Origin of the sequence: Ancylobacter terrae (assembly GCF_045108345.1) — a bacterium.
Taxonomy (GTDB): domain Bacteria; phylum Pseudomonadota; class Alphaproteobacteria; order Rhizobiales; family Xanthobacteraceae; genus Ancylobacter.
Window position 1 is genome coordinate 2095206 of the sequence record NZ_JBJGXH010000001.1, and the last position, 19174, is coordinate 2114379.

The window sequence follows — 19174 nt, forward strand, 5'->3', positions numbered from 1 at the left end:
ATGCGCAAGAAGTTCGAATTGCCGACCCGGACCTGCCGCCGGCCCTTTGTCTGGCACCGCAAATGGGCGCGCGACTGGGATCGTGTCCTCTACTGCTCCGACCGCTACCGCGCCGGCGCGAGAACTATGCCATCGGACACGGCCGGGACATGACCGGGCAGCTGCGTTTCGTGCTCGGCGATCAGCTGACCCGCGATGTGTCGTCGCTGGCGGACCTCGATCCGGCGCGCGACATCGTGCTGATGGTCGAGGTGAAGACGGAAGGCCGCTACGTTCCACACCACAAGCAGAAGATCTCCTTCCTGCTTTCCGCCATGCGCCACTTCGCCGAGGCGCTGCGGAGCGAGGGCATCCGCGTCGACTATGTCCGCCTCGACGATCCGGCCAATACGCAGTGCTTCTCGGACGAACTCGCCCGCGCGGTGGCGCGCCACGAGCCGGCTTCGGTCATTGTCACCGAGCCGGGCGAATGGCGGGTGCGGGAGATGATGTCGGACTGGGTCGAGACCCTCCCCGTGCCGGTGGAGGTTCGCGAGGACGATCGCTTCCTCTGCTCGCATGCCCGGTTTGCCGCGCTGAGCCGGGCACGGAAGACGAGCCGGATGGAGTATTTCTATCGCGACATACGCCGATGCACCGGTATCCTTATGCAGGACGGTGAGCCTGAAGGCGGCCAGTGGAACTTCGATCCGCGGAACCGTCGGGCGCTGCCGCGCGGCCTGCCCGTTCCCCCGCGCCGGCGCTTTGAGCCGGATTCGATAACGCGGGAGGTCATGAAACTGGTGGCGGCGCGCTTCGGAGACCATTCGGTGATCTGGAGCCGTTCGGCTGGGCCGTCACCCGCGCCGACGCCCTGGCGGCGCTCGAAGATTTCATCGCGGTCGGCCTGCCGGCCTTCGGCGACTACCAGGACGCCATGAAGGCGGGCGAGGACTTTCTCTTCCACGGCCTGATATCGCCCTATCTGAACTGCGGCCTGCTGACCGCGTGGGAGGTCTGCGCTCGGGCCGAAGCCGCCTTTCATGCGGGGGCAGCGCCGATAAACGCTGTGGAGGGTTTTATTCGCCAGATTCTCGGCTGGCGCGAATTCGTGCGCGGCATCTACTGGGCCGAGATGCCTGCCTATGCAAAAAGCAACCACTTGAACGCCCGGCGCGACCTCCCGGCGCTCTACTGGACCGGCGAGACGGCGATGCGCTGCATGGCCGAGTGCATCGGCGCCACCCGCCGGCATGCCTATGCCCATCATATCCAGAGGCTGATGGTGACCGGCAATTTCGCGCTGCTGGCGGGGGTTGCGCCGGCGCAGATCGAGGCGTGGTATCTCGCCGTCTATGCCGATGCCTTCGAATGGGTGGAACTGCCGAACGTCCACGGCATGGTGATGCACGCCGACGGTGGCCGGCTCGGCTCCAAACCTTACGCCGCCTCCGGCGCCTATATCGACCGCATGTCGGACTACTGCAGGTGTTGCGCCTTCGACCCCAGCATCAAGCTCGGGCCGGGCGCCTGCCCGTTCAATTACCTCTACTGGAACTTCCTCATCGAGAACGAGACGGCGTTGTCCCGTAATCCGCGCATGGCCATGCCATACCGGACGCTCGCGCGGATGCCGGCGGAACGACGCTCGCAGATCGTCGAAGTGGCCGCCGATTTCCTGTCCGCAATGCCGTGACGGCGGGCCGGGCGCGCACGGACCCGGGTTCAGTTGGAGCTCAGTCCAATGGCCGCGCAGGTCGCTTCGCTCCCGCGGGCGAGTTCCTCGAACTGCGCCGCCCGCCCGCTGCCGGCCCGACAGAAGTAGCCTATGTCGCGGCTGGCCGGCCATCCGTCGAGGGTCAGCAGGACGATATCCTCGTCCACGCGGAATTCCGAGCGTGCATAGAGCTCGGGAAACAGCGACATGCCCAATCGATTATATCCGCCGTGAAGGGCGCCAGATTGCCGAGGTGATGGTGATGCGCAAACCGCGCCGGTTCAACGCTCTCAAGCTGAAGCCGATCCGTTAAGCGGCGGCGCCTGACCTCGAACGACTCTGCAAGTTCCCATGCCCCGAGGTCCGGGCCCCTCTGACGGCGATGTGCCGCCATGTCGGTCCTCTTCCAGCGGACGCCCGGCACGACAGTCCGCGGCGTTCGCCCCCGCGCCGCGGACTTTTCCGCGTGCGGGTGCAACTGTGTCTGACTGCCCGAGGACCTCAATGGGCACCCTGTTTTGGTTGATTACCGCCGACTTCATCGGCAAACCGCTCTGGCTCTGGCTGAGCTTCCTCAGTATCGTCTTCGTGCTGCTGGCCTTTGACCTCGGCGTGCTGAACAAGGGCAACAGGGAGCTCGGCATCGCGGAGAGCCTCAAGCTCTCAGCCTTCTACATCGCCGTCGCCGTCCTGTTCGGCGGCTGGATCTGATACTCGATGGGGCCGGAATCCGGCCTGCAATACTTCACCGGCTACGCGATCGAGAAGGCGCTCTCGATCGACAACGTTTTTTGTGATCTCGCTGATCTTCGGCTATTTCGCCATTCCTCGTGATCTCAGCCAAGAGCTTTCTGCTGCTGGTCGGTGGCCTCGTCATCGGCGGGATCATCGGCAAGTCCAGTCTCGCCCCCGTGCGGCCCTTCTGCGGTGACCTGTTCCTAGGCTTCCTCTGCCTGTTCCTGCTGGAGCTCGGCATCGTCGCGGCGGAAAAGGTCGAAGCGGCCTGGAAGGCGGGTGAACGGCTCTTCCTTTTCGCGTTAACGGCACCGCTGATCAACGGCACACTCGGCCTTGCCGCCGGCTATGCGGCGGGCCTTTCGGAAGGCAGAGCGGTGGTGCTGGCGACGCTGGCTGCGAGCGCCTCCCACATCGCCGCGCCCGCCGCGGTGCGGCTGGCCTTGCCCGAGGCGAATGCGGCTTATTCGCTGGCCGCGAGCCTTGCGATCACGTTTCCCTTCAACGTCGTGCTCGGCATTCCGCTCTACGCTGCGCTCGCCGCCACGGTTTATGGCTAGATCGTACCACTCAGGCTATGATCGCCAGCAGCGCGTGGCTCGTCCGCCTGGCGCCAGAGTAGGCATAGGGATGCCGATGCACTACCCTGATGGTCTGCCTTAGAGGATGCCGACCACATAGCCAGAATGGCGAGCGTAGTGCGGATCCAGGCCAGAAAGTCTAATCGTTGTTCCGAGCCGTTAATCAGCCAGTCGGCTTGAGCATACCTGAGGCAATCACCAGGGGCTTTGATGCGAGCAACACGAATGCAATGACGCAGGCCTCTGTCCCACGGTTAACCCAGTTATGCATCGTGCCGCGCTGCACCAGTACGTCACCCTGCTTGAGGTGGATGACGCCCTCGTCGAGTTCCATGTCGATCTCTCCGGAGATAACGACGGCATAGTCGATCGATTCCGTGCGGTGGACGCGCGGCGCGACGCCGGGGTCGTACTTGACAATGCGGAATACCGAGCCGTTAGGGTCGCAGGTGGCGACCGTTCGGCGGCTGCCGTCTTCGCCCGCCAAGTTGTCGGATGGGAATTCCCCCGTCGACCACATCACGCAGCTCGCGTGCTTCTCGCGGCGTGAAATGACGTTGCTGGCGATCTCGTCGATCGTCACGACCGACTTGCCGTTTTCATCGTGGCCTGTGACGATTCGGCGGATGTTTAGGTTCATTGGTTGTCTCCTGATTTGACCGACGTTTACGCCGAGCGTTTTCGTCGATAAAAGGGTGATCAATCGAAAATTATCGTTTTTCAGCGTGAGGCCGATGAGCAAGCCTGCCGGTGTGGAATCGCTGACGACGCAAGCCTATTCGCGGCTCTACACCGCCATCATCCGGGCAGAATGCGCACCCGGCTCGAAGCTTAAGATCGAGGATCTCAAGAACCGGTACGGCATTGGCACAGCGCCGCTTCGCGAGGCGCTGAGCCTGTTGACGTCGGCGGGGCTGGTCGAGCGCATCGACCAGCGTGGATTCCGGGTGGCTCCCGTGACGCGGGCGGAGTTCGCAGACCTGCTGCAGTCGCGCTGCTTGCTCGAGGGGCACTGCCTCACGCGCTCCATCCGCAATGGCGGGCGCGACTGGGAGGAGCGGATTGTGTTGGCTCAGTATCATCTCTCCCGCATCGCGCGTTCGCAGGACAGCACCACCGTGATGGACGAGTGGGAGGCGGCGCATAAGGAGCTCCACATGGCGCTGATCGCGGCGAGCGGCTCGCCGATCCTTCTGGACATGGCCGACAAGCTGTACGACCGGAATATCCGTTACCGCATCATCTCCCGGCGTGCGGCCTACCCCGAACGCGACGTTGGCACGGAACACGATGCCATCGTTCGCGCCACGCTTGACCGCGACGAGGCCAGGGCCGTTGAGCTTCTCACGTCGCATTATTCGACCACGAGCGCGTTTCTGGATTTCTCGAACATTTGAGGAGAGGCGGCCACCGCCTCTCCTATAGGAACGTTGCTATCGAGAACTCACTCCGGCTTGATGCCGGCGTCCTGCGCCACCTTCGTCCATTTGGCGAGATCGGCCTTGATCACCTCGGAGAAGGCGGCCGGCGTGCTGCCGACGGGAACCGCGCCATCGGCGGCGAAACGCTCACGCACGTCAGGCTCCTGCAGGGCGGCGGACACTTCGGCCTGCAGTGCATTGACCACGTCGGGCGGCGTTCCGGCCGGGGCAAGGAGGCCGTACCACTGCAGCGCTTCATAGCCGGGCAGCCCGGCTTCGGCGATGGTCGGCACATCCGGCAGGCTGGGCACGCGCGTCGTGCTCGTCACGCCGAGCGGGATGAGTTCGCCCGACTTGATGAACGGAGCAGCGGTCAGCACATTCGCCATGGTGGCCGAAATGCGCCCGCCCAGAAGATCGGTGATCGCCGCCGACGTTCCCTTGTAAGGAACGTGCTCGATCTCGACACCCGCCATGCTCTTCAGAAGCTCCATGGACATGTGCGGCGAGGTGCCAATGCCTGCGGAGCCGTAATCGAGCTGGCCGGGCTTCTTCTTCGCCTCCGCGACGAACTCCTGCATCGTCCGGGCGGGGAACTTCGGATTGACCAGGAGGACGTTGGGCAGGCTCGCAGCGAGCGACACCGGCGCGAAGTCGCGCTGCGGATCGTAGGCGACATCCTTGTATATGAGGCCGTTCAGCACCAGCGGCGTGGCAGCGACGAGAAGCGTGTAACCATCATTGGGCGCGCGCGCGACCGTCGAGATACCGATCATATTGCCCGCGCCTGGACGGTTTTCGACGACAAATTGCTGGCCCATCTTCTTGCTGAGCTTCTCGCTCAGCACGCGCGCGGTGATATCGATGCCACCGCCCGGAGGGGACGGCACGATAATCTTTACGGTCTTCTCGGGGTATTTCGTTTGCGCGAGCGTCGGCGCTGCGAAGCAGAGCACGCCGAGTGATATGCCCAGCAAAAGTCTCTTCATGTCCGCGTTCTCCCTAGGTGAGTGGCGGCTTTCCGCCTTGCGTTGGAGTGCTCAGTCTTCTTCGAAAGCGACGCTTCTCTTCTTCTGGATCGACGGAAGGATGCTCACGATCAGGACAAGAAGGATCAGCATGAGGATCGAGAACGAGATCGGATTGGAGACGAAGGTCGTCATGCTGCCGCGCGACAATTGCAGCGCGCGCCGCAGGTTCTCTTCCATGAGGGGGCCGAGCACGAAGCCCAGCAACAAGGGGGCAGGCGGGCAGTCGAGCTTCGCGAACAGGTATCCGACGAGGGCGAAAATCGCCAGAATCACGACATCGAACGCGTTATTGCCGATGCTGTAAACGCCGATGCAGCAAAAGGCCAAGATGATCGGGTACAGGATGCGGTAAGGGACGGTGAGAAATTTGACCCAGATGTTGATCAACGGAAGGTTGAGCACCACCAGCATTGCATTGCCGATCCACATCGAGGCGACCAGGCCCCAGAACAGCGTCGGGTTGGATGAGATGACCTGCGGGCCGGGGGCGATATTGTGGATCATCATGGCGCCGACCATCAGCGCCATGACGGCGTTCGACGGCAGGCCGAGCGTCAGAAGGGGCACGAAGGCTGTCTGGGCGGCGGCGTTGTTCGCCGATTCCGGCCCAGCGACGCCTTCGATCACGCCGGTTCCGAATTTCTCAGGATGTCGAGAGATCTTCTTCTCCAGGGCATAAGCCGAGAATGACGCGAGAATGCCGCCACCGCCCGGCAGTACACCGAGCACCGAGCCGAGCACCGTCCCGCGAAGGCTCGCGCCGGCTGCGGCGCGGGCGTCCTCACGCGACAGACGCAGCTTTCCGACCGCGTTTGTAAAGATATCGCGCGCTGTACCGCGCTCGATGTTCGTCACCACCTCGACGACGCCGAAAATGCCCATCGCCAGCGCGACAAAGTCGAGACCGTCGATCAGATGAATGGAGCCGAGGGTAAAGCGCTGCGCGCCGGTGCTGACATCTGTGCCGACAAGGCCCAGCAGGATGCCGAGGATTACCATCGCTACCGACTTCGGTACAGAACCGGACGACAGGAAGACGGCAAGGACCAGCCCGAGCGCCATCAGCGAGAAGTAATCGGCGGGGCCGAACTGGATCGCGAGGCCGGTGAGGAGTGGTGCGAAAGCGGCAAGGACCGCGGTTCCGACCGTACCGGCGAAGAACGAGCCGAGCGCCGCAACCGCCAAGGCCGCACCCGCCTTGCCCTTCCGGGCCATCTGGTAGCCGTCGAGGCAGGTAACGACTGATGAGGCTTCGCCCGGAAGGTTCACCAGGATCGCGGTGGTCGAGCCGCCATATTGCGCACCGTAATAGATGCCGGCGAGCATGATCAGCCCGGTCAGCGGCTCCAGCGCGAAAGTGATGGGCAGCAGCATTGCGATGGTCGGGACTGGGCCGATGCCCGGAAGCACGCCGATCAGCGTTCCCAGGAACACGCCCAGAAAGCAGTAGGCCAGGTTCTGGAAAGTGAGGGCGGCCTCGAAGCCGATAGCGAGATTTTCGATCATCGCGATCACATCCCGGCGGGAAGGACAGGAATGGCCATGCCGAGCCCTTTGACGAAGACCAGCCAGCAGAAGATGTTCAGGCCGACGACGAGTGCCGCGACCTCGCCCATGCGTGTTTCTTTCGAAGCGAGTGCGCCGAGAACTATGACGCCGGTCAGCGCGGCAAAGAGGCCGACAGTCTCGACGCTTGTAAAGACGAGGATCGCAGCGACAGACATGCCGAGCGGGCGAAGGTGCATCGGCGCGATGGCCCCGGCGCCCCGAATCCACCCCAGGATCAGGATGAACAGGCCGAGCGCCATGAGCGCCATGGACATTACGGTCGGGAAGTAGCCCGCGCCCATGCGGGCCATCGTGCCCTGCGTCAGGCTCGAGGACAGCAGCAGGCCAAGCGCGCCCAAAGCCGCGAACAGGAATCCGGACGCAACATCCTTGTCGGCGCGTCTGATCAAGCGCGTTCCTCCATTGGCGTTCCTCGGCGCGCCTCATTCTCCGGGAGCGCTGTCAGGAAACTACGCACCGTCGTGTGCGATCGTCAATGCTAATCGATAAATTAGCGTCTTTGACGATTTTCGGCGATACATACATTTCTTATGAGAAAATATCGATATAATTGACAGCGTGTCGTGTGGCGTGCCAGCCTCGTGCCCACATTCGGTGCGCAGGAGCCAGCACATGCCCACGACCCAGATCCGCGGCGTCGAGATCAATTACGATGTCATCGGTAGCGACGGGCCATGGATCGCCCTCACACCCGGCAGCCGGCGCGCTTACGGGGAGCTCATTCCGCTTGCGCGCGGGCTTGCCGCCAAGGGCTACCGCGTCCTTCTTCACGACCGCCGGAATTGCGGCGCCTCTGAAGTCTCGTTCGATCCGAGCGCGTCGGAGTTCGAAGTCTGGGCGGATGATCTCCACGCGCTGGCCTCAAGCCTCGGCGCACTGCCGCTCTATGTGGGCGGGGCCTCGGCGGGTGGGCGGCTCGCAATCCTGTTCCTGCTCCGCTATCCGGAGGCGGCGCGTGGCCTTCTCATTTGGCGTGTGACCGGCGGCCGCTTCGCCGTGGAGAAGCTCGAGAAGTCCTATTACGGCGATTACATCGCGGTGGCCGAGCGCGGCGGGATGGAAGCGGTCGCTGAGACCGACCATTTCAAGGGCTGCATTGCGGCCCGGCCGGCAAATCGCGAGCGCCTTCTGTCGACGAGCAAGGATCACTTCATCGCCACGATGCGGGAGTGGCGCAAACCGTTTATCGAGGCGCTCCACCTGCCCGTGATTGGTGCCTCGGAAGAGCAGTTGCAGGGCATCCGGGTGCCAGTATGCGCGATTGCGGGCAATGACCGCGTCCATTCTCCCGTGACCGCTCGCCGCTTCGCGACCCTCGTCGCCGACTGCGAACTACACTGTGACGTGGTACCAGAACGGCCCGACGACAATTTGCGGTTGGAGTGGAATGAGAAAGAGTGGACGGAAGCCGAACCGCGCATGCTGGAGCTCTTCGGCGCCTTCCTCGATCGGACAAAGTGAATCGGACGCCGCGATCTGATGATCTCAAATGTTATGCCGAGTACTGTGAGATAGAGTATCTGCGTCCATGGATCCCGGCACTGGGTCGCAAATCCGGCTGTTCGTACTGGCGTGCCTAGAGGGCCCTTTGGGCCAGCGCCGAACGTGATTGAACTGCTGAGACGCCCGAGTGCGTTTGTCAGGGCACCGGCTTACCCAATGTAACCCGAGCTTTGTCAGGCTCGCTCGCTGCGCAGCTTCTTGCCCAGCCGCCGGCGCGCCCGTCGCGGGTTCTCTTCCACGAGGCGCTGCTCTGCCGCGGTGAGCTTCGCCTTGCGCACTTCTCAGCTCTTGAGCCCACCCTTCCGCCCCATGTCCGCCATGACGAAGCGGTTGCCGGCATCGACGGTCGGGTTGGATTCAGGCTGGAGCTTCTCCGCCTTCCGGCCGTCGAGCGGGCGCAGGATCACATCGTAGCCTCCGGATAGATGGCATCCATCAGCAACTGGAGGGTCGCACAGCTTGCCTGTCGGCCGGCTTTTTGTGTCAGGATGCAACAGCTTAGAAGTGTATCCATCCTGCAATCCTGAGCGGTCGTCGCAGCGCGCCATGGTGACGCCAAGCCACCGAATCCGTTGGTGGATTTGCACCGTGATGGCGAGCTAGAGCGCGGGGGCGGAGGGCTGCCGTGCTGAAGGTCGGGCCGTCGGTTCAATGGCGGGCACGGGGGAATGATCGTCGCTACGGGCGGGCATCGCGACGCGCCCCCTCGGTAAACGGGCTGACCATCGTCGAAGCGCTAAACTGCTCACAACGCACGGCGGCACCGAGTTCGCCGACCGGAAGTGCCATGAGGTCGGCGGAGATCCCTGCGAGGTCGCGGTGCTGGGCGATACGGTAGGCGCCGCAGCAGATCCACAGGCGGTTCGTGCCGTGGCGCGCGAGATAGGCCAGCGTAACGCTGGCGCCGTCTGCGGGCTCGGCGGAAGCCGCCGGCGCCGGGAGTGCAGTGGGACGCGGCGGCGTCTTCTCCGTCCGACCGCGCAACAGCTCCGACGGTGTATAGGGCCGATACGGGCTCCGTTCGATCGAATACCCGCTGCCGCATTTGCCCCGGCTCCAGATCATCCGCGTCATCGCGCGCCTCCCGGCAGGGCCTGACCGGGCGCCCACCAGAACGGCTGGTCGTAGTCGCGCTCTGCGGCGCGCTCCTGCCGGCGGAACGAGGCGCGGTAACTCGGGTCGATCAGTGTCTAAAGCTGGTCAAAGATCACCCGGTCGACGGTGAGACGGGTGTATAACGTGCAGGGGTCGTAGCGCCTTGCCGTGCGCACCAGCTTGGCGCCGGAGGTTGTGTCGGCCCCCTCAATCAGCCGGCGCAACTGCTGGACGACAGCCGGGCGACTTCCTCCGCGGCGCCGATCGCCGGGCCGGCAAGGTCGCAGATGAACGACCGGCCAGTGCGGGAAGACGAGGCGTTTATCAAGTCGCCATAGACGCCGAGCGAGCCGCTCTGCAGCCCCGAGCGCGCCCAGAATGCCGCCGTGTCCCTGCTTTCCGGCTCCTTGCCGGCAAGGAGCGATCTCGCCTGGATCGGCGCGGCACCCGCCAGCAGGTTGAAGGTGACGAATGCGGCCCCGTTCCAGAGGCGGCTCGCGATCGGCAGGCGGTCACGACGCCGGAGGTGGCGAAATCTCATGGCCGCCTTCGTGACACGCCCATCCAAATGAACCGAGGGGTCACGCGCAGACCAAAGCCTTTCAGCTCTGCATCCCAGAGCACGTAGCGATCCGCCGACGGCTCAGCGGCATCGACCGCGCGCTTCTATAGCCGAGCGACCCGCTCAGGCGTGTAGTTCGAGCTAGGTCGATCAATCCGGATCACTGCCAAATTAGAAATCACAGAATACGCTAGGAACGACGTTACATCTAAAACAATCAACAAGCCTTTGTTGACACCAGAGTAAAGGTCAGGATAGCTGGCGATACGTAAATCCTGAGACTATTAATCTGGAGATCAGAGATTCGAATATTTTCTGGTACACCATTTCGGTACAAAACTGCGAAGAGCGTTCGCTGCCGCTCTTACGCTTGATGCGGCAGCAAGTGTGCGAAGCAGAGCAGATTTGTTTCCCACCGGCCGAATCTCCGACTTGCTCATCCCCTCGACGCGTCGAGCGAGTTCTCGAAGGTGATCGCAGTGATACTCGCCAGTCTATATGCGTAGTTTAGCGCGGGCGACCTCGGAGAAGCGCGTCAGGCTCTCGATTGTGACTTTCCGGCCGATGGGCTCGACCGCAGCTTGCGCACGCTCGGTGTTGTCGATGCGGATGTTTCCCTGTGTGGTCCGCCCGGCGTCCACTACGGCTGGCGGCCAGCTCGGCCCTGCCAACCCATGCCATCGGTTTGCATCACTCCGCCGAATATAGGACAGTGATTGCAGCGACGATCCGCCACCGTCGATGCAGGCCTCCGCTTGAGCATAGTGGCCGGAATAGCTCCCGATCCCTCCCCCCGGCCCCGGGTTCGATCGAGGTTCACGGACCGCGCGGCACGAATATCTCGGGGATGCCACCGGAGTGCAGGAAGACGACCGGCCCCTTGCTCGCCAGCGTGCCGGCACGTGACAGTGCCATCAGCCCGCTCATGGCTTTGCCGGTATAGGTGCCGTCGAGAACGATGCCTTCAGTTCGCGCGGTTTCGAGGATCGCTGCCGTGCCCTCCTCGGAAGGTTGGGCGTATCCCGGCCCGACGAAGGCATCGCTCACCACGACGTCCTCGAAGTGCGGTGCCGGCACGCCAAGCAGGTCGGCGGCATCCAGGGCGCAGCGTCGGATCTCGGCGGTGAGAATTTCCTCCTTCCAGCTCGCGCTCACGACCAGGAAGCGCGTCTGCGGCGCCCAGATCGAGGCTCCGAGCAGCAGGCCGGCCGCGGTCGAGCCGGTGCCGCCGGTAACGGCAAGGGTCAGGCGCCGTTCATCGCTCGCCGCAGCCATCTGGTCGAGGATTTCCCGGAAGGCGAGCACATAACCGAGCGTGCCGAGCCCGGTCGCCCCGCCGAGCGGCACCGCCAGCCCCTTGCGGCCGGCGGCCGCCAGTTCCTCGACACGCGCGGCCATGCGGGCATCGATCGCGCGGTAGTCGATCATGCCGCAAAAATGGATCGCGGCCCCGAACAGCTCGTCGAGCAACAGGTTGCCCGCTCGTGCCGTGGTTGGCTCGCCCTTGAGGTAGAGCTCGCACGCAAGCCCCGCGCGCGCAGCGACGGCGGCGGTGAGGCGGGCATGGTTCGACTGCGCGCCGCCCGTGGTGAGCAACGTGTCGACCCCGTTCGCCAACGCATCGGCCAGGATGAATTCCAGCTTTCGCAGCTTGTTGCCGCCGAGACCGAGCCCGGTCAGATCGTCGCGCTTGATCCACAGGGCGAGGCCGAGCCTGGAACCGAGTCGCTCGGCGCGATCGAGCGGCGTCGGCAACGCGACGAGCGGGGTACGGGCGATGGTGGCGAGGCGCTGTCGCGCCGTTTCGCTTACTGCTGGGCACATAGCAACGCTCCCGCGAGCGTGTAGACATTGGCGGCGTGGATCAGATCGTCCACCCGCATGCTTTCGTCCACCACGTTGATCTCCTCACACTTGCCGGGCCCGTAGATCACCGTCGCGATGCCGGCACGGTTGAGATGTGAGGCGTCGGTGCCGAAGAAAACCTGCGGATAGAGCGGCCCGACATAGGGGCGCGTCCCAGTGAGACGTTGGTGAGCATGCGCCACGGCGCCAACGACGGTATGGTCGCGATCGACAAGATAAGGGTGCTGCTGGCAGAAGACGGGGCGCTCGATCAGGCTGATCTCGACGTCGGGGATCGTGCCCGCCGGGGTACGAGTACCGGCGATGGCCCTTTCGATGTCGGCGAGAACGCTCTCCGGCGTCATGCCGGGAACGGTTCGCACATCGATCAGCGCCTCGGCCTCGGCCGCAAGCATCGAGGCCATGCTGCCGCCGGTGACCTTGCCGATGTTGATCGTCGGCAGTCCCGGGAAATCCGGGTGCGGCCGGAAGGTCAGGCAGCCCTCGCCGATCGACGCGAGGGCGGGCAGCAGCTCGGCGATGGCGTTGCGGTCATCGTGGCGCCGGGAGACATGCACGTAGCTGCCGCGCGCGCGGACGCGCAATTGCGTGACACCGACGTGGCAGGTCATCACCTGCAGGTCGGTCGGCTCGCCATTGATGCAGAAGTCAGCCGAAAGTCCGTCCTCGACCAAAGCGACCGTGCCGAGGCCGAGGCTGTCGCATTCCCCCATCACGGCGGAGAGGATGATGCGACCGCACAATTGCTCTTTCGCCGACGACAGCGCACCCATGGCACCGATCATCGCGGCGACCGCGCCCTTCATGTTGTTGATCTCGGCGCCATAGATTCGCCCGTCCCGGACGAAGCTGCGAAACGGGTCATGAGAATAGCCCGCCGGCACCGGCAGGGTGTCCAGATGACCGTTGAAGAGCAACGTCGGCCCGGGGCGCCCGGTCTCCAGCGTGGCGATGATGTTGGAGCGCGCGGGCAGCACCTCCTGCCGGCGCGTGGCCAGCCCCATTCGGGACAGTTCGGCCTCGACCCACTCCGCCAACGCGCCTTCCGTGCCGGAGACGCTGGAGCGCTCGCACATCGCACTGACGGTGGCGATGACGCGTTCAGGGTCGGGCAGGTCGATGCCGCCCGTCGTCGAGATCGTGTCGAGCATGGGAAACCTCAGTTGGTGGCGAGGGTACGGAAAAGCCGGCAATCGACGGTCGGCAGCGGCTCGATGCCACCGAGCTTCCAGCAATGCCACGCGATGGCGAGATTGCTGGTGAGGATGGGGCGTCCGATCTCCGGCTCAAGCCGGGGCACGAGTTGCGAGGTCGGCACGCCGGTACAGCTCATCACCACGCCGTCACCGCCGGCGGCGGCGAGGCCGCGGATGAAGTCGGCGAGATGGTCCGGCTCGATGTCCTGCAGCGCGTAGTCGTCCACTTCGCCGGCATAGAGGCTGCGAACGTCAACGGGTGCGATCCCGTGTTCGCCGAGAAAGGCGTGTAGCCGCTGGTTTATCGTCGCCGAATAGGGCGAGCCGACCGCCGGACGGGTGATGCCGAGCGTGCCGAGCGCGGCGGCGAGGGCGGCGCTCGCCGTCGTCACGGGAACATCCCCCGCGGCCGCCTTGAGGCGCGCGATCAGGCGTTCGTTACCCGCCTTTCCCTCCGAGAAGCTGCCGCTGGTGCAGGCCCAGGCGATTGCCACCGGCCGGATGGGCAGCAACTCCTCGACGCAGGCCACCGCGCGATCGGCCGCGATCGCGAGGTTCTCGACTGTGACCCGGCGGGGATAGATCACCCGCGCGGTGTGGATCTCCACCCCCTCGGGCAGCAGGCGGCGGAGGTCGGGTTCTATGGTGAGGTCGGCGTCGAGGACGATCAGTCCGATGCGACCCTTGCGACCATACATGATGGCCTCCGTCAGTTCGCGTCGCGGGAGAGGTCGAGGTGGCCCTGCGGGTCGACCGTCATCGACCAGCCGCGCGGCACGAAGGTCGTCGCGGTCGGCTCGGCGATCACGGCGGGACCGGCGATGGCGTCGCCGGCCATCAGCTCGTCGCGCTGGGCGAAAGCGAGCAACGGCGCGCCTTCGAGCCGGCTCGGCAGGCGGCCGAGCGGCACCGGAGCGCCGCTGCGCGCGGGGAAATCCGGCAGCGGCGGCGTCGCGACGGCGACCGAACCCGACAGCCGCAGGTTCATCATCTCGACGTCGGCGTCGCGCTCGTCATAGCCGAACTTGGCGCGGTGGACGGCGTGGAATCGCTCCGCCAGGCCGTGGATGGTCGGTGCGGTCAGGTGTTCGATCGGAACGATCAGCTCGGACGCCTGTCCGACATAGCGCAGGTCGGCGCGGAAGCTCCATTCGACCGGGCGGCCCTTGGCGATCGCCGCCATCTCGGCCTCCACGCCGGCGCGGAAGGCGGTGAGTTCGTCCCTCAGGCGCGCCTCGTCCAGCGCGGAGAGCCGGATCGGCCAGGAGCGGACGAAGTCGCGCTTCAGATTGGCCGAGAGCAGGCCGAAGGCGGAGAAGGCGCCCGGAAAGCGCGGCACCACCACGCGGCGCACGCCGATCTCCTCGGCGACGGCGCAGGCATGCAGCGGCCCGGCGCCGCCGAAGGCGACAAGCGCGAAATCACGCGGATCGTGCCCGTCCCGTACCGACACGAGGCGGACGGCGTTCGCCATCTTCACATTGGCGAGGTGAAGCACCATCGCCGCCACCCGCTCGACCGGCTCGCCAAGCGCCGTCGCGATCGGCGCGAAGGCGGTCTCGGCCGCCTCCGGCACGAGCTTCATGCGCCCGCCGAGAAAGAACTCGGACCGCAGCAGCCCGAGCACGCACAGCGCGTCGGTGACGGTCGGCTGCGTGCCGCCACGTCCGTAGCAGGCCGGGCCCGGCGTCGAGCCGGCGCTCTCCGGCCCGACCCTCAGCATGCCGCCGGCATCGAGCACGGCGATCGAGCCGCCGCCCGCGCTCACCGTCTCGATCGCGAACATGGGCAGGGTGATCGGCAGCCCGTCGATCTGGAACTGGGTCGAGACCACCGCCTCGCCGCCGCTGACGAGGCAGACATCCGTGCTGGTGCCGCCCATGTCGAAGGAGATCAGGTCCGGCATCCCCTTCTCGCGGGAAAGGCGCTGGGTGGCGAGCACGCCGCCGGCGGGGCCGGACAGGCACGTCGTCGCCGCGTGCGCGCCGGCGATCTCCAGCGGTAGCACGCCGCCATTCGAACCCATCACCGAGATGCCGCCGTCGAAGCCGCGCTCGCCGAAGCGGGCGCCGAAGCGGTCGAGATAGCCCGACACCTTGGGCCCGACATAGCCGGAGATGGCCGTCGTGCTGGTGCGCTCATATTCGCGGAAATGCGGCGCGATGGCGCTGGAGCGCACGACATAGACGCCGAGCGCCTCGCGCAGGCGGTGCGCGGCGGCGATCTCGTGGGCGGGGTTGGCGTAGGCGTTGAGGAAGCTCACCGCCACCGCCTCGACCCCGGCGGCACGCAGCGCCGCGATCACCGCCTCGAGGCCGGCATCGTCCAGCGGATCGACGATGGCACCATTGGCGGCGACACGCTCGCGCACCTCGAAGCGCAGATGCCGGGGCACCAGCGGCTCGACCTTGCGGATATAGAGATCCCAGATGTTGCGCCGTTCCTGGCGCTGGAGTTCGAGCACGTCGCGGAAGCCGGCCGTGGTGAGCAGCGCGAGCCGCGCACCCCGGCGTTCCAGTATCGCATTGGTCGCCACCGTGGTGCCGTGGACGATCGAGCGGACCCCGGCCAGCGGCAGGCTGAGGCCCCCGGCGGCGTCGGCGGCACCGACCGACTGGTCATGCGTGGTCGACAGGCCCTTGGTGACCTCGATGCGCCCGTCCGACCCGAGCAGCACGACATCGGTGAAGGTGCCCCCGACATCGATGCCGATGTCCAGGGTCAGGTTGTTCTGCACAGCACTCATGATCAGGCCCGTCCGGACTGGGGGTAGTGGCTTTGCACGAAGGCCGGTGTGGCCTTGCCGGCGCCGACATCCGACGCGATCGCCTCGATGCCGCGCTCCTCCGGCCGGCCGAAGCCGCCCCCGCCGCCGACCACGATGCGCACGCGGTCACCGGCCTTGAGCGGACAGGCAGTCTTCGATGGCAACGCGATCTCCTCGTTGCCGCGCAGGATGGCGAAACCGCCCCGCGCTCCCGGCTCGCCGCCGGCGGCGCCGCGCGGCGCCTGGCGGTGGCGGTCGGCGTAACCAAAGAACTCGACGCCCTCGTCCAGCACCTCGAACTCGCGCAGCGAGCCGAGGCCGCCCCGGAACCGGCCGGCGCCGCCGCTGTCGGGGATCAGCTCATAGCGGCTCACCCGGATGAAGGGATGATCGAGCTCGATCGCCTCGGCCGGGGTGATGCGGCAATTGGAGAGCGGCGCGTCGAGCATGTCGGCGCCGTCGCCGATCGGCGTGCCGCCCCAGCCGCCGCCGATGTCCTCGATGAAGATCGAATAGGCCTCGCCCTCGCGGCGGGTGAGGCCGACCGTGGTGTTGACGTGGAAGCCGAGCCCGGCGGCGCGGTCGGGCAGCGCCTGCTGCAAGGCCATGAGGATGGCGTCGAACACGCGATAGGCGCCGCACATGCGGGCACGCGTCGCGCTCGGCGCCGTGGGATTGAGGATGGAACCGGCCGGCGCGTGGATGCGGATCGGGCGGTAGCAGCCGTCATTCGACTGGATGGTGGCGCGCCCGGCGGTCAGCGCCATCTTGATCGCGCTGAAGGCGCTGGAGCAGGTCGAGCCGAACGGCACGTTGAGGAATTCGCGGATCTGCGGCGCCGAGCCGGAAAGATCGACATCGATCTCCCCGCCCCTCACCTCCAGCGCAACACGGATCGGGATGGGCTGATCGGAGCCGATGCTGTCGTCGATGAAATCCGCCGCCTCGTAGCGGCCGGGCGGGATGCGCGCGATCTCGGCCCGCATCAGCCGCTCGGAATGGTCCATCGAGGCGCCCATGTAGAAGGCGACGGTCTCCGCGCCATAGCGGGCGGCGAGCTCGCCGATGCGGCGCCGGCCGACCTCGTTGGCGGCGAATTGCGCCTGGATGTCGCCCCAGGTGATCCGCGGCGCGCGGAAGTTCGAATGCACGAGGTCGTAGAACACCCCGCCCTTGGCGAAGTCGCGCTCGCGGTTGAGCTTGAGGGCGCTGAAGCGCAGTCCCTCCTCGTAGAACTCGCGCGCGGTGAGCGTGAGCCCGGCATTGCCGCCGCCGATATCGACATGATGGGCGATGCTGGCGGAAAAGCCGAGCAGCGTCCCGGCGTGGAAGATCGGGCTGAAGATGGTGATGTCCTGCAGGTGCTGGCCGCCGAGGAAGGGATCGTTGGTGACGAACACCTCGTCCGGCCCGATGGTGCCGTGCTTGGCGAGGCAGGCGCGCATCGGCAGCGACAGCGAGGACATCTGCACGGGGATGTGCTCGGCCTCCGCCACGATCCGCCCTTCCGCGTCGAGCAGCGCGCAGGAGCAGTCGCGCGCCTCGCGGATGATGGTCGAGCGGGCGGTGAGCAGCAGGTTGACGCCCATCTCCTCGGCGATGGAGTGGAAGGTGCTGGCCATGACGTTGAGGGTCACGGGATCGAGGGTCGGTGTCGCGGAGATCACGGTGCGGCCTCCTTCAGGCTGGCCTCGCGCCGCAGCAGGCGCTGGAGGAACAATTGCGTGCGCTCGTGGGTGGGCCGGGTGAAGATCGTGCCGGGCGCGCCGATCTCGACGATCCGGCCGCGGTCCATCATGACGATCCGATCGGCGACCTCGCGGGCGAAGCCCATCTCGTGGGTGACGATCACCTTGGCCTTGCCGTCATGGGCGAGTTCCTGGATCACGGCGAGCACCTCGCCGACCAGCTCGGGATCGAGCGCCGAGGTGGGCTCGTCGAAGAGCAGGATGTCGGGGTTCAGTGCCAGCGCCCGGGCGATGGCGACGCGCTGCTGCTGGCCGCCGGAGAGCTGCGCCGGCCAGGCGTCGAGCCGGTCGCCGAGGCCGACCCGTGTCAGCAGGTGCCGGCCGATCTCCGCCGCTTCCGCCCGGCTGCGCTTCTGCACCTTCACGAGGCCGATGGTGACGTTGTCGAGCGCCCTCAGATGCGGGAACAGGTTGAAACGCTGGAACACCATGGCGCTGTGGCGGCGGGCGCGGGCCGCCGCGCGGTCGATGGCGCGGAAACCGGGCGCGGGGTCGCCGGGCTTCAGGTCGAGGATCAGCTCGCCGGCGATCTCCATGCGGCCCATGGTCGGCACCTCGATGAGGTTCATGCAGCGCAGCAGCGTGCTCTTGCCCGAGCCGCTCGGGCCGATGATGGCGACCACCTCGCCGGCGGCGATGTCGAGGTCGATGTCGGCGAGGGCCTCCAGCGCGCCGAAGCGTTTGCCGAGCGCCGTCATCGACAGGATGGGGACGGGCGTGTGCGCGTTCACGGCAGGTGCGCCCCGTTCGAGGTCCGCCGCTCCAGATAGGCGATGAGCCGCGAGAGAACGTAGGACATGGCGAGGTAGATCGCGGCGACCATCAGGTAGATGTCCATCGCGCGGTAGGTGATGGCGACGCGGAGCTGGCCCGCCCGCAGCAGTTCGCTGACGCTGATGGTGGCCACGAGCGCGGAATCCTTCAGCATGGAGATGAAGTAATTGCCGACCGGCGGCAGGATGGTGCGGATCGCCTGCGGCAGGATGATATCGCGCAGGATGACGCCGCGGCTCATGCCGATCGAGGCCGCCGCCTCCCACTGGCCGCGGTCGACCGCGAGGATGCCGGCGCGGTAGACCTCGGACAGATAGGCGCCGTAGTGGACGCCGAGGGTCAGGAAACCGGCCACGAACGGCTCGAACCGGATGCCGACGCTCGGCAGGCCGTAATAGACGATGAACAGCTGCACCAGCAGCGGCGTGCCGCGCACGAGCTCGATATAGAGCCCGGCGAGAAAGCGCGGCAGCCACATCCGGCTCAGTCGCCCGATGGCGGCGACCAGGCCGAGAACGAGTGCCAGCAGCATCGAGACGAAGGAAATCTCGAGCGTGACGAGTGCCCCCTTGAGCAGGTAGGGCATCACTTCCCAGAACAGGGACGACTGGAGTTCCTCGAGCACGGTCG

General features: G+C 65.9%; 20 protein-coding genes and 1 pseudogene. 6 read left to right on the forward strand and 15 right to left on the reverse strand.

The window, feature by feature from the left end; genetic code table 11:
• On the forward strand, positions 1-153 hold the full coding sequence (locus tag ACEUEL_RS10035; protein ID WP_405706702.1) for a DUF2256 domain-containing protein: 153 nt from the start codon (positions 1-3) through the stop codon (positions 151-153).
• Positions 150-1675: pseudogene (locus ACEUEL_RS10040) on the forward strand (cryptochrome/photolyase family protein). Before ACEUEL_RS10035 ends, ACEUEL_RS10040 begins: the two are co-directional and overlap by 4 nt.
• 29 nt (positions 1676-1704) lie before the next feature.
• On the opposite strand, the gene ACEUEL_RS10045 reads toward ACEUEL_RS10040, so the two are convergent.
• Positions 1705-1905: a type 2 periplasmic-binding domain-containing protein gene (locus tag ACEUEL_RS10045; RefSeq protein ID WP_405704406.1), complete on the reverse strand. Its 201-nt coding sequence runs from the start codon at positions 1903-1905 to the stop codon at positions 1705-1707.
• 295 nt (positions 1906-2200) lie between these two features.
• On the opposite strand from ACEUEL_RS10045, the gene ACEUEL_RS10050 reads away from it, so the two are divergent.
• Positions 2201-2407: a hypothetical protein gene (locus tag ACEUEL_RS10050; protein WP_405704408.1), complete on the forward strand. Its 207-nt coding sequence runs from the start codon at positions 2201-2203 to the stop codon at positions 2405-2407.
• A 119-nt stretch (positions 2408-2526) separates the two neighbouring features.
• Positions 2527-2991 carry a sodium-dependent bicarbonate transport family permease gene (locus ACEUEL_RS10055; RefSeq protein WP_405704410.1) on the forward strand — a complete coding sequence of 155 codons (465 nt, stop codon included), beginning with the start codon at positions 2527-2529 and terminating at the stop codon, positions 2989-2991.
• Between the two features lie 184 nt (positions 2992-3175).
• On the opposite strand, the gene ACEUEL_RS10060 is transcribed toward ACEUEL_RS10055, so the two are convergent.
• Entirely contained in the window at positions 3176-3652 is a 477-nt protein-coding gene (locus ACEUEL_RS10060; protein WP_405704411.1) for a cupin domain-containing protein, read from the reverse strand.
• Between the two features lie 94 nt (positions 3653-3746).
• Between ACEUEL_RS10060 and ACEUEL_RS10065 the strand changes: the two genes are divergently transcribed.
• Positions 3747-4409: a GntR family transcriptional regulator gene (locus ACEUEL_RS10065; RefSeq protein ID WP_405704413.1), complete on the forward strand. Its 663-nt coding sequence runs from the start codon at positions 3747-3749 to the stop codon at positions 4407-4409.
• Positions 4410-4456: 47 nt separating this feature from the next.
• Here the strand turns inward: ACEUEL_RS10065 and ACEUEL_RS10070 are convergent, their stop codons facing one another.
• The 3 genes from ACEUEL_RS10070 to ACEUEL_RS10080 all read right to left on the reverse strand — a co-directional run bounded on the left by ACEUEL_RS10070 (position 4457) and on the right by ACEUEL_RS10080 (position 7422).
• Positions 4457-5389: a Bug family tripartite tricarboxylate transporter substrate binding protein gene (locus tag ACEUEL_RS10070; RefSeq protein WP_405704415.1), complete on the reverse strand. Its 933-nt coding sequence runs from the start codon at positions 5387-5389 to the stop codon at positions 4457-4459.
• 84 nt (positions 5390-5473) lie between these two features.
• Positions 5474-6976, reverse strand: a complete 1503-nt coding sequence (locus ACEUEL_RS10075) for a tripartite tricarboxylate transporter permease (RefSeq protein WP_405706704.1) — start codon at positions 6974-6976, stop codon at positions 5474-5476.
• Positions 6976-7422 (reverse strand): tripartite tricarboxylate transporter TctB family protein, encoded by a 447-nt coding sequence (locus ACEUEL_RS10080; protein WP_405704417.1) that lies wholly within the window; start codon positions 7420-7422, stop codon positions 6976-6978. Before ACEUEL_RS10080 ends, ACEUEL_RS10075 begins: the two co-directional genes overlap by 1 nt.
• A gap of 223 nt (positions 7423-7645) precedes the next feature.
• Here ACEUEL_RS10080 and ACEUEL_RS10085 point away from each other — a divergent pair, with 223 nt between their 5' ends.
• Positions 7646-8494 carry an alpha/beta fold hydrolase gene (locus tag ACEUEL_RS10085; protein ID WP_405704418.1) on the forward strand — a complete coding sequence of 283 codons (849 nt, stop codon included), beginning with the start codon at positions 7646-7648 and terminating at the stop codon, positions 8492-8494.
• A gap of 323 nt (positions 8495-8817) precedes the next feature.
• Here ACEUEL_RS10085 and ACEUEL_RS10090 read toward each other — a convergent pair whose 3' ends face one another.
• The 10 genes from ACEUEL_RS10090 to ACEUEL_RS10135 all read right to left on the reverse strand — a co-directional run bounded on the left by ACEUEL_RS10090 (position 8818) and on the right by ACEUEL_RS10135 (position 19169).
• Complete coding sequence (locus tag ACEUEL_RS10090; RefSeq protein ID WP_405704420.1) at positions 8818-8943, reverse strand: hypothetical protein; 126 nt, start codon at positions 8941-8943, stop codon at positions 8818-8820.
• A gap of 271 nt (positions 8944-9214) precedes the next feature.
• Positions 9215-9610: a hypothetical protein gene (locus ACEUEL_RS10095; protein WP_405704422.1), complete on the reverse strand. Its 396-nt coding sequence runs from the start codon at positions 9608-9610 to the stop codon at positions 9215-9217.
• A 232-nt stretch (positions 9611-9842) separates the two neighbouring features.
• Positions 9843-10172, reverse strand: a complete 330-nt coding sequence (locus ACEUEL_RS10100; protein ID WP_405704423.1) for a hypothetical protein — start codon at positions 10170-10172, stop codon at positions 9843-9845.
• 837 nt (positions 10173-11009) lie between these two features.
• Positions 11010-12017: a 1-aminocyclopropane-1-carboxylate deaminase/D-cysteine desulfhydrase gene (locus ACEUEL_RS10105; RefSeq protein WP_405704425.1), complete on the reverse strand. Its 1008-nt coding sequence runs from the start codon at positions 12015-12017 to the stop codon at positions 11010-11012.
• Positions 12002-13300: a M20 family metallopeptidase gene (locus ACEUEL_RS10110; protein ID WP_405704427.1), complete on the reverse strand. Its 1299-nt coding sequence runs from the start codon at positions 13298-13300 to the stop codon at positions 12002-12004. The genes ACEUEL_RS10105 and ACEUEL_RS10110 overlap by 16 nt, the downstream gene beginning before the upstream one ends.
• On the reverse strand, positions 13219-13953 hold the full coding sequence (locus ACEUEL_RS10115; RefSeq protein WP_405704429.1) for a maleate cis-trans isomerase family protein: 735 nt from the start codon (positions 13951-13953) through the stop codon (positions 13219-13221). The genes ACEUEL_RS10110 and ACEUEL_RS10115 overlap by 82 nt, the downstream gene beginning before the upstream one ends.
• 11 nt (positions 13954-13964) lie before the next feature.
• Positions 13965-16001 carry a hydantoinase/oxoprolinase family protein gene (locus tag ACEUEL_RS10120; protein ID WP_405704430.1) on the reverse strand — a complete coding sequence of 679 codons (2037 nt, stop codon included), beginning with the start codon at positions 15999-16001 and terminating at the stop codon, positions 13965-13967.
• 2 nt (positions 16002-16003) lie between these two features.
• The gene (locus ACEUEL_RS10125) at positions 16004-17689 is read right to left on the reverse strand and encodes a hydantoinase B/oxoprolinase family protein (RefSeq protein WP_405704432.1); all 1686 of its coding nucleotides are present in this window, start codon (positions 17687-17689) and stop codon (positions 16004-16006) included.
• Positions 17686-18501 (reverse strand): amino acid ABC transporter ATP-binding protein, encoded by an 816-nt coding sequence (locus tag ACEUEL_RS10130; protein ID WP_454892296.1) that lies wholly within the window; start codon positions 18499-18501, stop codon positions 17686-17688. Before ACEUEL_RS10130 ends, ACEUEL_RS10125 begins: the two co-directional genes overlap by 4 nt.
• A complete protein-coding gene (locus ACEUEL_RS10135) occupies positions 18498-19169 on the reverse strand; it encodes an amino acid ABC transporter permease (protein WP_405704434.1) in 672 nt (223 codons plus the stop codon). Before ACEUEL_RS10135 ends, ACEUEL_RS10130 begins: the two co-directional genes overlap by 4 nt.
• Positions 19170-19174: the final 5 nt, after the last annotated feature.

Coding starts and splice junctions, on each gene's coding strand:
- ACEUEL_RS10105 (WP_405704425.1), bottom strand. CDS start 12,017: ATGTGCCCAGCAGTAAGCGAAACGGCGCGACAGCGCCTCGCCACCATC.
- ACEUEL_RS10045 (WP_405704406.1), bottom strand. CDS start 1,905: ATGTCGCTGTTTCCCGAGCTCTATGCACGCTCGGAATTCCGCGTGGAC.
- ACEUEL_RS10085 (WP_405704418.1), top strand. CDS start 7,646: ATGCCCACGACCCAGATCCGCGGCGTCGAGATCAATTACGATGTCATC.
- ACEUEL_RS10050 (WP_405704408.1), top strand. CDS start 2,201: ATGGGCACCCTGTTTTGGTTGATTACCGCCGACTTCATCGGCAAACCG.
- ACEUEL_RS10100 (WP_405704423.1), bottom strand. CDS start 10,172: ATGAGATTTCGCCACCTCCGGCGTCGTGACCGCCTGCCGATCGCGAGC.
- ACEUEL_RS10115 (WP_405704429.1), bottom strand. CDS start 13,953: ATGTATGGTCGCAAGGGTCGCATCGGACTGATCGTCCTCGACGCCGAC.
- ACEUEL_RS10095 (WP_405704422.1), bottom strand. CDS start 9,610: ATGACGCGGATGATCTGGAGCCGGGGCAAATGCGGCAGCGGGTATTCG.
- ACEUEL_RS10035 (WP_405706702.1), top strand. CDS start 1: ATGCGCAAGAAGTTCGAATTGCCGACCCGGACCTGCCGCCGGCCCTTT.
- ACEUEL_RS10065 (WP_405704413.1), top strand. CDS start 3,747: ATGAGCAAGCCTGCCGGTGTGGAATCGCTGACGACGCAAGCCTATTCG.
- ACEUEL_RS10060 (WP_405704411.1), bottom strand. CDS start 3,652: ATGAACCTAAACATCCGCCGAATCGTCACAGGCCACGATGAAAACGGC.
- ACEUEL_RS10120 (WP_405704430.1), bottom strand. CDS start 16,001: ATGAGTGCTGTGCAGAACAACCTGACCCTGGACATCGGCATCGATGTC.